This window comes from Chromohalobacter canadensis (assembly GCF_034479555.1).
In the GTDB taxonomy this organism is placed as follows: domain Bacteria; phylum Pseudomonadota; class Gammaproteobacteria; order Pseudomonadales; family Halomonadaceae; genus Chromohalobacter; species Chromohalobacter canadensis.
This window is the reverse complement of sequence record NZ_CP140151.1, coordinates 2,192,406-2,206,981: the sequence shown is the minus strand read 5'-3', so window position 1 is coordinate 2,206,981 and position 14,576 is coordinate 2,192,406. Positions and strand designations below refer to the sequence as shown.

Below are 14,576 nucleotides of genomic sequence, written 5' to 3'. Positions count from 1 at the left end.
AGCGGCCCTTCGACATCGTGCCTGCTCGGCACATGACTATAGAAGCGGCCCGTAAACGTCCTTGATGCTGGTCAGCGGGTAGTGTGCCGGATAAGGCTTGCGCGCCACGCCGGTATCCACCGCCGCCTGCGCCACCGCCGAAGCGACTCGATCCAGAAGTCGCGAGTCCAACGGTGTGGGAATGATATAACCGCGTCCGAACTCCAGCGACTCGATGCCATAGCCATCCAGCACTTCGCGGGTCACCGGCTCACGCGCCAGATCCTTCAAGGCATGCACGGCGGCCACTTTCATTTCTTCATTGATACGCGTGGCGCGAACATCCAGCGCCCCTCGGAAGATGAAGGGAAAGCCCAGTACGTTATTGACCTGGTTGGGGTAATCGGACCGCCCAGTGGCCATGATCACGTCATCGCGGGTCTCGTTGGCCACGTCCGGATGAATCTCGGGGTCGGGGTTGGAGCACGCAAAAACCACCGGGCTCGCCGCCATGCGCTCGAGTTGCTCGGGCTTGAGCAGATTGGGACCGGACAGCCCCACGAAGACGTCGGCCCCCTCGATGGCGTCGTCCAGAGTACGGCGCGACGTTTCGGTGGCGAACATCGCCTTGTACTGGTTGAGATCGTCACGCTCGCTGTGTACCACGCCCTTGCGATCGAGCATGAAGATATTCTCGGCGCGGGCTCCACACGAGACCAAAAGCTTCATGCAGGCGATGGCCGCCGCGCCCGCACCCAGACAGACGATCTTGGCGTCTTCGAGGCGCTTGCCAGCGATATCCAAGGCATTGAGAAGCCCTGCGGCCGTGACGATGGCCGTGCCGTGCTGGTCATCGTGGAAGACCGGAATATTGCACTGCTCGATCAACGCTTGCTCGATCTCGAAGCACTCCGGCGCCTTGATATCCTCGAGATTGATGCCGCCCCAGGTATCAGCGATGCGTGCCACGGTATCGATGAAGGCCTGCGGACTCTCGGCATCGACTTCGATGTCCACGGAGTTGATGCCCGCGAAGCGCTTGAACAGCACGCCCTTGCCTTCCATGACCGGCTTGCTGGCCAGGGGACCCAGATTCCCCAGGCCGAGAATCGCACTGCCGTCGGATACCACGGCCACCAGATTGCCCTTGCCGGTATACAGATAGGCGTTTTCCACGTCCTTGGCGATCTCGCGACATGGCTCGGCCACCCCGGGGCTATACGCCAGGGCCAGATGTTTCGATGTCTCGGTGGGCTTGGTCAGCTCAACGGATAACTTGCCGGGAATCGGCTTGGCGTGATAATCCAGCGCTGCTTGTCTTTTTTCGTCACTCATGAGCTTTTTTCCAATCGTCTGCATGGAGGCATGATCGCCAGAATATAGAAAAAAATTCCGCCAAACAACTTACGCCAAGTTCGCGACATTAAAGACTTTTAAGCGACCTTTTGAAGCAATTAACAGCCATTTGTTGCAACTTATGCCTGACAAATCAGGCATAAAACAAACCTTATCGGAGCGTCATTTTCGACTTTCACAAATAAAAAAACCCGCCATTAATTTTGGCGGGTTTTCTCGAACGCCGGCGCATCGCCGGCGTAGCGGTTCTTGCTTGGCTCAGTCGCGCTTGAGCGCCGCACCGAAACGCTTGTTGAAGCGCTCGACGCGTCCACCGGTAGTCGCCTGCTTCTGCTTACCGGTATAGAACGGGTGGCACTGCGAGCAGACATCCAGGTAGAAATCGTCTTTGGATGTGGAGCCCAGCTCGAAAGTCGCGCCACAGGAACACGTGGCGGAGACCTTCTTGTATTCGGGATGGATCGCTTGTTTCATTTTGCTGCCTCACGCTATGGTGCGCCGCCACCTGGTCGATGCCAGGCACCGCACACGGGTTGATAAAGATGCAACCGATTGATTCGGCATGCGACCCCGACGATACTCGCCTTGGCCCACAACCGAAGGGCCGCGCATTATAGCAGTGCCGTGATATCGCTGAAAAGACGCGTGGCGCCTGCAACGCCATGTGCCACCGCCCTTTCGGAGGACTCTTGTCGAGCACCGACCATACGCCGCGCCTACTCAGGGTCGCCCTGCCCACGCCCTTGCGACGCCTCTTCGACTATCGCCCCTGCCGAGAGGTTCCCGCTTGTGGCTGGCGCCCAGGACTTCGCGTCAAGGTGCCGTTCGGACGTCGCCAGCTCATCGGTGTGGTGGTCGAGTGCCCCGAACGCAGCGACGTACCGGACGCGCAGCTCAAGTCCGTACTGGCGTGTCTCGACGACGCCCCCTTGCCCGACGACTGGTGGTGGTTGTGCCGCTTCACTGCACGCTACTACCAACACCCGCTGGGCGACACCATCGCCCAGGCACTGCCCGTCGCCTTGCGCCAAGGGCGACCGTTGCAGGCGCGCCATCAGGAGCGCTGGATAGCGCGCGACGGCGATACCAGCCCGCTCGAGCGCGCACCTCGCCAGGCCGAACTGCTGGCGATGCTGCGCCAGCACCCACGTGGATTGATGACGCGCGCGATCACCGCACAAGGCTTCACCCGCGCCCAACTGGAGGGCCTGCTGGCCAAGCACCTCGTCGAATGCCACGAAGAACGCCTGACAGCAACCGAAGAAGCGTCAGGCTCACGGCTCGCCGAACCCTCGCTGCCGCTGACCCGCGAACAGGCGGGCGTCCTCGCCGAGATTCACGAGGGCCTTGAGCGTTACCACCCGTGCCTGCTGCATGGCGTTACCGGCAGCGGCAAGACCGAAGTCTATCTACAACTCATCGAGGCAGTGCTCGCGCGTGGCCGCCAGGCATTGGTACTGGTACCGGAGATCGGCTTGACGCCGCAAACGCTGACCCGCTTCCGGCAACGCTTTCGGGTCCCCGTGGTCGCCCTGCATTCGGGGCTCACCGATCTCGAACGCCTGGACGCCTGGGATGCCGCACGCACCGGCCGGGCACCGATCGTCATCGGTACCCGGTCGGCGGTTTTCACTCCTCTGGCCGCTGCCGGGGTAATCGTCATCGACGAGGAACACGACGGCTCTTTCAAGCAACAGGAAAGCCTGCGTTACCACGCCCGCGACCTGGCCATCGCGCGCGCCCATCGCGAGAACATCCCCATCGTACTGGGCAGCGCCACACCGGCGCTGGAGACACTCGCTCAGGCACGTAGCGGCCGCTACCGGCATCTGCGTCTGACGCAACGCGCCAACCGACACGCCCCGGCACGCCTGGAGCTGACCGACCTACGCGGGCGCCACCGCCAAGGCGGCTTGATCGCCCCCGCCATCGAGGCAATCCGCCAGACCCTGAACGCGGGCAACCAGGTGTTGGTGTTCATCAACCGGCGCGGTTTCGCTCCCACCCTGGCATGCCACGCGTGCGGCTGGTTGGCCGAGTGCCCGCATTGCGATGCCCGCATGACGCTGCATCGCCAGCCCCAGGAGCTGGTCTGCCATCATTGCGATTTTCACCGTCCGCTGCCCGATGCCTGCCCGGAATGCGACAGTGGCGACCTGCGCCCACTGGGCAGCGGCACCGAACGCACCGAGGAAACACTCGCCGCACTATTCCCCGAGACGCCCGTGCATCGCATCGACCGCGACAGCACCCGGCGCAAGCAAGCCTTCGAGGATATCCTGCGCGAGATTCGACGCGGCGAACCCAGCCTGCTGGTCGGCACCCAGATGCTCGCCAAGGGCCATCACTTGCCACATGTCACGCTGGTGGTCGTCGTCAACGCCGACGCCGGCCTCTACGCCAGCGACTTCCGCGCCCTTGAGCACAGTGCCCAACTGCTGGTGCAGGTCGCCGGTCGCGCTGGCCGTGCCGAGCATCCTGGACGCGTGCTGGTCCAGACCCTGCACCCCGAGGACCCCAACCTGCGCCTACTCGCCGACAGCGGCTATGAAGCGCTCGCCGGCCAACTGCTGGAAGAACGGCGCCTGGCCGGCCTGCCGCCCTATCGTCATCTGGCGCTGGCTCGTTTCGAAGCCGCACGCGAGGGACACGTCGCCGAATTCGCCACCGCCGCCGCCGAGGCATTGCGCGAATGGCTCAGTACGCAGGACACCTCGGTCACCTGCCTGGGGCCGGTGCCGGCGCCCATGGAGCGGCGCCAGAATCGCTATCACATGCAGCTGATGCTCTCTGACACGCGCCGCAGCGCCCTGCACCGTGCGTGCGCCTGGCTCGTGCAGTGGCTGGACAATCACCCCGATAGTCGGCGCGTACGCGCCTCGCTGGATGTCGATCCACAAACCCTGAGTTGACGGGAGCCACCGCTCACATCAGCCGCCACGAGCGGCAACGAAAGACACATCGCGTCGCTGGGTTTAAAGGCGTCGGCCAATCGCCGATAATAGGCGACCTAACGCTCTTAGCGCAGCCTGGCGCTCGCCGGCCTGTCGCGCGCCAGACACAGGACATCGGAATTTCATGAAAGACACCATCATCGAACTGCTCGACGCGGCCGGTACGCAGCTCAAGCAGCAAGGCATTCTTCCCCAAGACACCCCGCTTGCCATCAAGGTCGAACCGACCAAAGACAAGGCCCATGGCGACTACGCGAGCAACCTCGCGCTGACCCTGGCCAAGCCGGCCGGACGCAAGCCACGCGAGCTGGCCGAGGCACTGGTCGCGGCGCTGCCGGAAAGCGCCGCCATCCGCCAGGTCGACATCGCCGGCCCCGGCTTCATCAACTTCTTCGCCGCCACCGACGCCGTCGCCCAGGTCGTGCCCAGCATTCTGGATGCCGGCGACACCTACGGGCGCAGCCTGAGCGGCCAGGGCCAGAAAGTGCAGGTGGAGTTCGTCTCCGCCAACCCCACCGGGCCGCTACACGTCGGCCATGGGCGTGGCGCCGCCATCGGCGACTGCCTGTGCCGGCTGCTGGAAGCCACCGGCTTCGATGTCACCCGCGAGTTCTACTACAACGATGCTGGCGTCCAGATCCACAATCTCGCACTCTCGGTGCAAGCCCGCGTGAAAGGCCTCACGCCGGAGGCCGCCGAGTGGCCCGAGAACGGCTATCGCGGCGCCTACATTGGCGATGTCGCCAAGGCGTATCTGGCCGGCGAGACGATTACCGCCGATGACCGAGAAGTCACCGGCAAAAGCGATGCCGAGGATCTCGAGGCCATCCAGGACTTCGCCGTCGCCTACCTGCGTCGCGAGCAGGATCTCGACCTCAAGGCGTTCGGTGTCGCGTTCGATGTCTACTTCCTGGAGTCCTCGCTGTACAACGACGGCAAGGTGGACGCCACGGTGAAAGCACTCGTCGGCGGCGGCCATACGTATGAAGAAGACGGCGCCACCTGGCTGCGCACCACCGATTTCGGTGACGACAAGGACCGGGTGATGCGCAAGAAAGACGGCGATTACACCTATTTTCTGCCGGACGTCGCCTACCACCACGACAAGTGGCAGCGCGGCTTCACCACCGTGATCAACGAACAAGGCGCCGATCACCACTCCACGGTCACCCGGGTGCGGGCCGGCCTACAGGCGCTGGAAACCGGCATCCCGCAAGGCTGGCCGGACTACGTGCTGCATCAGATGGTGCTGGTCACGCGTTCCGGGGTCGAGGTCAAGCTCTCCAAGCGTGCTGGCAGCTACGTGACCCTGCGCGATCTCATCGATGAAGTGGGCCGCGACGCCACCCGTTTCTTCCTCGCCGCACGGCGTGCCGATTCGCAGTTGACGTTCGATATCGACCTCGCCCGCTCGCAGTCCAACGACAACCCGGTCTACTACATCCAGTATGCCCATGCACGCGTGTGCAGCATGATGCGCCGCGCCGAATCCGACGCCAAGGCGTTCGATCATGCGCTGGGTATGCAGCACCTGAGTCGGCTCGACACCGAGCAGGAAAAGGATCTGATGAATCGCCTGGCACGCTACCCGGAGGTCGTCGAACGGGCTGCCCAGACCCGCGAGCCACAGCAGGTCGCCCAGTACCTGATGGACCTGGCCTCCGATTTCCACACCTGCTACAACGCGGTCAAAGTCATGGTCGACGACGATGAATTGCGCAATGCCCGGCTGGCACTGGGCTTGGCCACGCGCCAGGTGCTGCGCAACGGCCTCGACCTGATGGGCGTCAGCGCACCCGAGGAGATGTAAGCATGGCTCGTCGCCCTGCCCAGCAAGGAAAAGGCAACTCCCGCGCCGCGTCACGCGGCGCCACCAGCCGCAAGCGCCAGACCAAGTCATCGCGCGCAGGCCTTCCGGGGTGGCTATGGGGCGTGGCCGGCTTGATCGCCGGCTTCGTGCTCGCCCAGTACCTTCAGCAGTCGGCCCCGTCGCCGGTCGCCACGGTAATGCCCAAGCCCTCCAACAGCGCCTCGTCCGGCAGCGATTCGGCAGGCAGCACAGGCGATGGCGGCTCACCGAGCGGCACCTCCAACGAAGATGCCTCCGAGTCGCGCATGCCGACCTTCGAGTTCTATACCTTGTTACCGGAATCGGAAGTCATCGCGCCCAAGGTGGATAACACCTCGGCGGCGCCCAGTAGCGGCGGTGAGAGTTCGGCGGACACGAGCGACGAGCGTGCCGACGAAGTGGTGGCCGATCCTTCCGCCGATGGACTCAAGTACATGCTGCAGGCAGCCTCGTTTCGCAAGGTGGCCGATGCCGAGCGTCTCGCCAGCCGGCTGCAGGACTTCGGCCTGCTCGCCAACATCACCGAAGTGCAGACCTCCAACGACGAGACCTGGCACCGCGTGCAGGTCGGCCCCTACGAGGACACTCGCGAGCTATCGCGTGCCCAGGACCTGATGGTGACGCAAGGCATCGAGCCACTGCTGATCAAGCTCCAGAACTGAAGGGGCGCCCGGGCGGCTTGATTTCCCCGCCGGCCGCCCGCATTACCGTGAGCATCATGGCATTCGTCGCCACCGTTTTGTTTTATCGCCTGGGGGCCACGGGCGCCTCGGCAATCAAGTCATCGGGTGCCCGACACCCCACAAGGAGTTCCCATCCATGACCACGATCGTATCCGTACGTCGCGGCGAACATGTCGCCCTCGCTGGCGACGGCCAGGTGTCGCTCGGCAACACGGTGATGAAAGGCAACGCCAGCAAGGTACGCCGCATTCACCATGGCAAGGTGCTGGCTGGTTTCGCCGGCGGCACGGCCGACGCCTTCACCCTGTTCGAGCGCTTCGAGGCCCAGTTGGACAAGTACCAAGGACACTTGGTCAAGGCCGCCGTCGAGCTTTCCAAGGAATGGCGCACCGACCGCGCCCTGCGGCGCCTGGAAGCGATGCTTGCCGTGGCCGACAAGAACGCCTCGCTGATCCTCACCGGTAACGGCGATGTCGTCGAACCCGAACGCGGCATCATCGCCATCGGCTCCGGCGGCCACTACGCGCAAGCCTCCGCACGCGCACTACTCGAGAACACCGAGCTCGACGCGCGCGCCATCACCGAGAAGTCGCTCGAAATCGCTGGCGATATCTGCGTTTTCACCAATCAAAACATCACCCTCGAGGAACTGTGAGCCACGCTCACCGCTCCCGGGCAGCATAGGGCTCCGTCATGACACAGATGACTCCCCGCGAGATCGTCCACGCACTGGATCAGTACATCATCGGCCAGCAGGAAGCCAAGCGCTCGGTGGCCATCGCTCTGCGCAACCGCTGGCGCCGCATGCAGCTCGACGACAGTCTGCGCGGCGAGGTGGTGCCCAAGAACATCCTGATGATTGGCCCCACGGGGGTCGGCAAGACCGAGATCGCCCGTCGCCTGGCCAAGCTGGCCGGGGCGCCGTTCATCAAGATCGAGGCGACCAAGTTCACCGAAGTGGGCTATGTCGGTCGCGACGTCGAGTCGATCGTCCGCGACCTGGTCGAAATGGCCATGAAGATGGTCCGTGAGCAGGCCAAGGAAGAAGTCACTCATAAGGCCGAGGACGCTACCGAGGAGCGCATTCTCGACGCGCTTCTGCCCCGGCCGCGCGGCAGCGAGTACGACCATGCCCGCGACGACTCCTCGACGCGCCAGACCTTCCGCAAGAAGCTGCGCGAAGGCCAGCTCGACGACAAGGAAATCGACATCGAGGTCACGCCTCAGGGTGGTAACTTCGATATCTCCGCGCCGCCGGGCATGGAAGAAATGACCAGCCAGCTGCAAAGCATGTTCTCCAACATGGGCAAGCAGAAGTCTGAGTCGCGCCGCGTGACCGTCGAGGAAGCCCGGCGCCTGCTCCACGACGAAGAAGCCGCCAAGCTCGTCAACGAGGAGCAGATCAAGAACCGCGCCATCGAGGCAGTAGAGCAGAACGGCATCGTCTTCCTCGACGAGATCGACAAGGTCGCCAAGCGCGGTGACTCAGGCAGCGGCGGCGACGTCTCCCGCGAAGGCGTGCAGCGCGACCTGCTGCCGCTGATCGAGGGGTCGACAGTGTCCACCAAGCACGGCATGGTCAACACCGACCATATCCTGTTCATCGCTTCGGGGGCGTTCCACCTCTCCAAGCCATCGGACCTGATCCCCGAATTGCAGGGGCGCCTGCCGATCCGCGTCGAGCTGCAAGCGCTGACGCCAGATGACTTCAAGCGCATCCTCACCGAGCCGTCCGCAGCCCTGACCCGGCAATACCAGGCACTGCTGGCGACCGATGGCCTGGAAGTGAACTTCACCGATGAAGGCATCACACGCATCGCCGAGATCGCCTGGCAGGTCAACGAAGGCACCGAGAACATCGGCGCCCGGCGCCTGCACACGGTAATGGAACGCCTACTCGAGGAGCCATCCTTCCAGGGAGGCGACATGGCTAGCCCGCTGATCATCGATGCCGCCTATGTCGACGAGCAACTCGGCGAACTGGCCACCGACGAAGATCTGTCCCGCTACATTCTCTAAGACGTGTGCTTCGAGCTTCGGGCCACGAGCCGCTCGAAGCTCGAAGCTCGAAGCTCGACAATCATCATGTAGCTCTCCACGCTTGAGTTAAGCGTTTTGCTCATGCATCCAGCCGCGAAGCGGCGCTCTTCCAGCTTCAAGCTCACCGGAGGTGCTCATGTCCGCTCACGTTCCCACGCGCATCCATTACCATCAGAAGGCCCGCGAGCTCGAGCTCGGCTATGCCGATGGCACGTCCTACCGCTTGCCGGCAGAGCTGTTACGTGTGTTCTCGCCCTCCGCCGAGGTTCGCGGCCACGGCCCGGATACCGCTGTTCTACAGGTCGGCAAGAAGGATGTCGGCCTCAAGAACATCACCCAGGCCGGGCGTTATGCCCTCAAGCTGCACTTCGATGACGGCCACGACAGCGGCCTGTACAGCTGGGACTACCTCTATGAAATGGCCCGCCATCAAGAGCAATGGTGGGCCGATTACCTGCGCCGCCTCGAGGAGGCCGGTGCCTCGCGCGAGCCTTCCACCATCACCATCAAGGAGTTATAAGACACTCCAGCGTGGCGACAAACGCCGGGGGCGACGTTACAATGCAGCCCCACTTCCACGCACCGCGCGGGCACCCCACGCCTGCCCAAGGAAAGGTCATGGACAAGCGCACGACCCACTTCGGTTATCAGGAAGTTCCGGTCGAGGAGAAAGCCGACCGGGTGGCGCAAGTCTTCCATTCGGTCGCCGCCCGCTATGACGTCATGAACGATCTTATGTCGTTTGGCGTGCATCGCCTCTGGAAACGCCTGACGCTAGAGCGCGCCGGTGTGCGCCCCGGTCATCACGTGCTCGACATCGCGGGCGGCACCGGCGACCTGGCCCTCAAGTTCTCGCGCCTGGTTGGTCCCCGCGGTCGCGTGGTCCTCGCCGACATCAACGCCTCGATGCTGCGTGTGGGCCGCGACAAGCTGCTCGACAATGGTGTCGGCGACAATGTCGAATACGTGCAGGCCAATGCCGAAGCGTTGCCCTTCGCCGATAACAGCTTCGACTGCATCACCATCGCCTTCGGCCTGCGCAACGTCACCGACAAGGAGGCCGCGCTGCGCTCCATGGCGCGCGTACTCAAGCCCGGCGGCCGTCTGCTGGTGCTGGAGTTTTCCAAGCCGGCGAGTGCCGCACTGTCGCGCCTCTACGACGAATATTCCTTCCGCGTCTTGCCGCGTATGGGCGAATGGGTCGCCCAGGACGGCGAGAGTTATCGCTACCTGGCCGAATCGATTCGCATGCATCCCGACCAGGAAACCCTCAAGGCGATGATGGAAGACGCCGGGCTCGAACGTGTCGAGTACACCAACATGACCGGGGGCGTCGTCGCCCTGCATCGTGGCATCAAACTATGAGGCCGTCATGCCGGTGATGTTCACTACCCTGCTGGCCAGCGCTGAAACGTTGGTCAACGGGCTTCTTGCACACGACCCCGCCTCGCCCTCGCGATTGTCGCAGCTCGCCGGACAGCGCATATCGCTGCGTCTGGAACGCCCGGCACTGGCGGCGTTGGTGCATTTCGACACCCACGGCATCACTCTGCTCGCCCAGCACGACCCCGACGAGGCCGATAGCGATGTGGTCGTCGAACTGGACGCCGAGACGCTGGGCGCGCTGCTGGGTGGCGAACGTGTCGAGGCGCTGATGTTCGCCGGACGGCTATCGGTGCGTGGCCGCACCCATGTACTGGAACGCGCCAGTCAGTTGCTCAGCGATCTGGAGATCGACTGGGAAGCCGAACTGGCGCACTGGCTAGGTGACATGCCCGCGCATAGCCTGTCGCAAGGCTTGCGACGCCTGAACCGCTTCGGCCTACGCACGCGCGGCGAGTTGCGACGCGACGTGCATGAATACCTGACCGAGGAAGCAAGGCTACTGCCCAGCCGCACGCAATGGGACATCGCCCGCGAGCACCTGACGCAACTGAGCCTGGCCACCGACCGACTCGAGGCACGCCTTGACCGGCTGGTTCGCGAGATCGAACGTCGCCGACAGGAGGAGCATACGTCGTGAGTTTGCGGCTGTTTCGTATCGCCTGGGTAGTCGCGCGTTTCCGCCTCGACACCCTGATTCCTGCAGAGCGCCTCCCGGGCCTACTGCGCGTGGCGATGAAGCTCTCGCCACTTCGCTTGCTGCCCACCGGCCCGCACACCCGAGGCAAGCGCCTACGCCTGGCACTCGAAGCCTTGGGTCCGATCTTCGTCAAGTTCGGCCAGATGCTCTCCACCCGCCGTGACCTGCTACCGCCGGATATCGCTGACGAGCTCAAGCGTCTACAGGATCAGGTGCCGCCGTTTCCCGGCGAGCAGGCCCGCGCGCTGGTCGAGGAAGAGCTCGGCATGGACATCGATGCCGCCTTCGCCGAATTTACCCGCGAGCCACTCGCCTCGGCCTCCATCGCTCAGGTCCACGGCGCACGCTTGCACAGCGGCGAAGATGTGGTGGTCAAGATCATCCGTCCCAACATCGATGGCGTGATGCGCAAGGACATTGGCCTGCTGTATACCTTCGCGCGCCTGCTCAAACGTGTCCCCGAAGCCAAGCGACTACGCCCCGTCGAGGTCGTGGCCGACTACGAATCCACGTTGTTCGATGAACTGGATCTGCACAAGGAAGCAGCCAACACCTCGCAGCTCAAGCGTAACTTCCGCGATTCGCCGCTCCTTTACGTGCCAGCAATTCACTGGTCGCTGACACGCAAGCAGGTGATGGTCCAGGAACGTATCCATGGCATTCCGGTGGCCGACATGGAGGCCCTGCAAGCGGCCGGCATCGACTTGCGCCGACTCGCCGAGCGCGGTGTGGAGATCTTCTTCACCCAGGTGTTTCGCGATAATTTCTTCCATGCCGACATGCATCCCGGCAATATCTTCGTATCCGCCGACAATCCGCACGACCCGCAGTACATCGCCATCGATTGCGGGATCGTCGGCAGTCTGACCCGCGAGGACCAGGATTACCTGGCCCGCAACCTGCTCGCCTTCTTCCGCCAGGACTACTACGAAGTCGCCGTATTGCACATCGAATCGGGCTGGGTCGGCGAGGACACTCGCGCCAACGAGTTCGCCGCCGCCATTCGCGCAGTATGCGAGCCGATCCTCGAGAAACCGCTCAAGGACATTTCCTTCGGCCAGGTGCTGCTGGGGCTGTTCCAGACCGCGCGCCGCTTCAACATGGAAGTCCAACCACAACTGGTGTTGTTGCAGAAAACGCTACTCAACATCGAAGGGCTGGGTCGCCAGCTGTACCCGGACCTGGACTTGTGGAGCACAGCCAAGCCTTACCTAGAGCAGTGGATGAAGGAGCGAGCCGGGCCACGCGGCTTCTGGGACGCTCTGACCAAGCACGCCCCGGAACTTTCGCGGCAATTGCCCGAACTACCGGTACTGGCGCATCAGGCACTGGCCCGCAGCGAAGACAGCCACCGCCAGCAGCGCCAGCAAACCGAGGCGCTCAATGCCTTCCAGCGGCGCTTGCGCGGTGCCGGGGCGCGCGCGCGGCGTCTGCGTTTCGGTGCCTTGCTGATCGCCGTGGCACTGGCCTGGCAACCCCTCTGGGAATGGGCGCACAGCCAACCCTGGCCGGTGCTGGTCGCCGCCACGCTCGGTCTGTTACTGATCGCGTGGCGTTGACGTGCCCTCACGCCACGCGCCATCTTGCTTATCATCCACCCATCGCCATACGATAACGGGATCGTCATATCATGAGTGATACGCTTGACCAGTTAGCGGATGTCTTGGCCGCGCGTCGCCACGCCGACCCGGATAGCTCCTATGTTGCCAAGCTCCACGCCAAGGGACTCAACAAGATTCTGGAAAAGGTCGGCGAGGAAGCCACCGAGACCCTGCTGGCCGCCAAGGATGCCGAGCATGGCGACGATGCGACACGTCAGGCAGTGGTCGCCGAAACGGCCGACCTGTGGTTTCATAGCCTGGTGATGCTTTCGCATCTGGACATCGACCACCAAGCCGTGTTGGACGAGCTGGCCCGCCGCTTTGGCGTCTCCGGCCTGGACGAGAAGGCGGCACGACAATCACCCTAATCGGCTCGGCCATATCCGAGCATGAAGGAGATCTTCCATGTTAGGTGGAATCAGTATCTGGCAGCTGCTGATCGTTCTCGGCATCGTCATTCTGATCTTCGGCACCAAGAAGCTGCGCAATCTCGGCAGCGACCTGGGTGGCGCCGTGAAAGGCTTCAAGAGTGCGGTCGGCGAAGAAGAACAGGACAAGAAGCAAGACGGCGAAGACGCCAATCAGCAACGCGTCGCCCATGACGCCAACGACGAAACGCTCGACACGTCGTCGAAAGCGCAGCAGTCGTCCGAGGCTGACGAAAAGCCCGAACGGAAATAAGCCGCCATGTTCGATATGGGCTTTCTTGAGCTAATGCTCATTGGCATCGTGGGCCTGCTCGTGCTGGGCCCCGAACGGCTGCCTACGGCCGCCCGCACCGTGGGGTTATGGGTGGGCAAGATCAAACGCACGGTGTCCGGCATGCAGCGCGAAATCAACGCTCAGTTGGAAGCCGAGGATCTGCGCCAGAAACTCAATGAGCAGCAACGCAAGCTCGACGCCGGTCTGCACAAGGTCCGTGACGGGGTCGAGCGACATGGCGATAAACCGCCTGCCCAGGCCGGTGCCGAACAACCTCGGTCGCATACGACGTCGGCAACGTCCCAACCCGCCGATGATGCGCAGGCAACGCCTCGGCCAACCACCACCTCACGGGAAACGCCCGAGGACCCGGCAGCCTCATCCGCCAAGGATTCCAACACCCCATGAGCGATACATCGCCTCGCGAACCGGAGGAGCACGCCCAGACACCCTTGATCGAACACCTGATCGAGCTGCGCTCGCGGCTGGTCAAGGCGGTGGCGGTGATCGTCGTTATCTTCGCGGCGCTTTACGCTTTCTCCAACGACATCTACAGCTTCGTCGCTGACCCGCTGATGGCGCTATTGCCTGAAGGCTCACAGATGATCGCCACTGAAGTGGCATCACCTTTCCTGGCGCCCTTCAAGTTGACGCTGTTCACGGCCTTGTTCATCGCCGTTCCCTTCGTGCTCTACCAGGCCTGGGCATTCATCGCACCGGGCCTCTACCGGCACGAGAAGAGTTTGGCATTTCCACTGCTCGCCTCTAGTATCTTCTTGTTCTACGGTGGCGTGGCCTTCGCCTATTTCGCGGTCTTTCCCCTGCTGTTCGACTTTTTCGTCCACACCGGGCCGGAGAACGTCACGGTAATGACCGATATCAATCAGTATCTCAACTTCGTGCTCAAGCTGTTCTTCGCCTTTGGTGCGGCCTTCGAAATTCCCATCGCCACTTTCCTGCTGATCTGGACCGGCGCGACCAGTGTCGAGAGTCTCGGCAAGAAGCGCCCTTATGTGCTCGTCGGCTGCTTCGTTGTCGGCATGATGATGACGCCACCGGACGTGGTCTCCCAAAGCTTGCTCGCCATCCCCATGTGGCTACTGTTCGAGGTCGGTATTCTCTTCGGCCGCCTGGTGCCGCGCCGCCGGCACGACGCCGAGGACGAGACGCCCCACGAAAGCTGATCTCCGACAAACGGGTCACGTTTGGCCCGTCCTCACCGCGAGTTGATACGCGTCACTCTCTGTTTCGTGCGTATACTGAACATACTGTCCGGTCATCGCTGTCACATTATTGTCACAGAGGGATGTCAGGCTGCCGGGCAGCGGT

The 14,576-nt window shown here is 63.0% G+C and carries 15 protein-coding genes; 13 read left to right on the top strand and 2 right to left on the bottom strand.

From position 1 onward, the window contains the following. Window positions 1-36: 36 nt before the first annotated feature. Both SR908_RS10545 and rpmE read right to left on the bottom strand, forming a co-directional pair. A complete protein-coding gene (locus SR908_RS10545) occupies window positions 37-1,314 on the bottom strand; it encodes a malic enzyme-like NAD(P)-binding protein (protein ID WP_246893958.1) in 1,278 nt (425 codons plus the stop codon). 279 nt (window positions 1,315-1,593) lie between these two features. Then, window positions 1,594-1,809, bottom strand: a complete 216-nt coding sequence (gene rpmE / locus SR908_RS10540; protein WP_040239602.1) for a 50S ribosomal protein L31 — start codon at window positions 1,807-1,809, stop codon at window positions 1,594-1,596. A gap of 188 nt (window positions 1,810-1,997) precedes the next feature. Between rpmE and SR908_RS10535 the strand changes: the two genes are divergently transcribed. The 13 genes from SR908_RS10535 (at window position 1,998) to tatC (ending at window position 14,431) form a co-directional block, all read left to right on the top strand. After that, the gene (locus SR908_RS10535; protein ID WP_246922445.1) at window positions 1,998-4,247 is read left to right on the top strand and encodes a primosomal protein N'; all 2,250 of its coding nucleotides are present in this window, start codon (window positions 1,998-2,000) and stop codon (window positions 4,245-4,247) included. A gap of 166 nt (window positions 4,248-4,413) precedes the next feature. Beyond that, complete coding sequence (gene argS, locus SR908_RS10530; protein WP_246922448.1) at window positions 4,414-6,099, top strand: arginine--tRNA ligase; 1,686 nt, start codon at window positions 4,414-4,416, stop codon at window positions 6,097-6,099. Window positions 6,100-6,101: 2 nt separating this feature from the next. Continuing rightward, the gene (locus SR908_RS10525) at window positions 6,102-6,800 is read left to right on the top strand and encodes an SPOR domain-containing protein (protein ID WP_246922451.1); all 699 of its coding nucleotides are present in this window, start codon (window positions 6,102-6,104) and stop codon (window positions 6,798-6,800) included. A gap of 157 nt (window positions 6,801-6,957) precedes the next feature. Further along, the gene (gene hslV / locus SR908_RS10520) at window positions 6,958-7,476 is read left to right on the top strand and encodes an ATP-dependent protease subunit HslV (RefSeq protein WP_040239597.1); all 519 of its coding nucleotides are present in this window, start codon (window positions 6,958-6,960) and stop codon (window positions 7,474-7,476) included. A gap of 38 nt (window positions 7,477-7,514) precedes the next feature. Further along, window positions 7,515-8,840: an ATP-dependent protease ATPase subunit HslU gene (gene hslU / locus SR908_RS10515; protein ID WP_246922454.1), complete on the top strand. Its 1,326-nt coding sequence runs from the start codon at window positions 7,515-7,517 to the stop codon at window positions 8,838-8,840. Window positions 8,841-8,997: 157 nt separating this feature from the next. Next, window positions 8,998-9,381 (top strand): gamma-butyrobetaine hydroxylase-like domain-containing protein, encoded by a 384-nt coding sequence (locus SR908_RS10510; protein ID WP_040239594.1) that lies wholly within the window; start codon window positions 8,998-9,000, stop codon window positions 9,379-9,381. Between the two features lie 98 nt (window positions 9,382-9,479). After that, window positions 9,480-10,226 carry a bifunctional demethylmenaquinone methyltransferase/2-methoxy-6-polyprenyl-1,4-benzoquinol methylase UbiE gene (gene ubiE / locus SR908_RS10505; protein WP_246922457.1) on the top strand — a complete coding sequence of 249 codons (747 nt, stop codon included), beginning with the start codon at window positions 9,480-9,482 and terminating at the stop codon, window positions 10,224-10,226. A gap of 7 nt (window positions 10,227-10,233) precedes the next feature. After that, a complete protein-coding gene (locus SR908_RS10500; RefSeq protein WP_246922460.1) occupies window positions 10,234-10,884 on the top strand; it encodes a ubiquinone biosynthesis accessory factor UbiJ in 651 nt (216 codons plus the stop codon). Further along, the gene (gene ubiB / locus SR908_RS10495) at window positions 10,881-12,503 is read left to right on the top strand and encodes a ubiquinone biosynthesis regulatory protein kinase UbiB (protein WP_246922463.1); all 1,623 of its coding nucleotides are present in this window, start codon (window positions 10,881-10,883) and stop codon (window positions 12,501-12,503) included. The genes SR908_RS10500 and ubiB overlap by 4 nt, the downstream gene beginning before the upstream one ends. 71 nt (window positions 12,504-12,574) lie before the next feature. Next, window positions 12,575-12,913 (top strand): phosphoribosyl-ATP diphosphatase, encoded by a 339-nt coding sequence (locus SR908_RS10490; RefSeq protein WP_246922465.1) that lies wholly within the window; start codon window positions 12,575-12,577, stop codon window positions 12,911-12,913. 37 nt (window positions 12,914-12,950) lie between these two features. Next, window positions 12,951-13,226: a Sec-independent protein translocase subunit TatA gene (gene tatA / locus SR908_RS10485; protein ID WP_097023479.1), complete on the top strand. Its 276-nt coding sequence runs from the start codon at window positions 12,951-12,953 to the stop codon at window positions 13,224-13,226. Between the two features lie 6 nt (window positions 13,227-13,232). Then, a complete protein-coding gene (gene tatB / locus SR908_RS10480; protein ID WP_097023478.1) occupies window positions 13,233-13,655 on the top strand; it encodes a Sec-independent protein translocase protein TatB in 423 nt (140 codons plus the stop codon). Continuing rightward, window positions 13,652-14,431, top strand: a complete 780-nt coding sequence (gene tatC / locus SR908_RS10475) for a twin-arginine translocase subunit TatC (RefSeq protein WP_097023477.1) — start codon at window positions 13,652-13,654, stop codon at window positions 14,429-14,431. The genes tatB and tatC overlap by 4 nt, the downstream gene beginning before the upstream one ends. Window positions 14,432-14,576 lie beyond the last annotated feature (145 nt).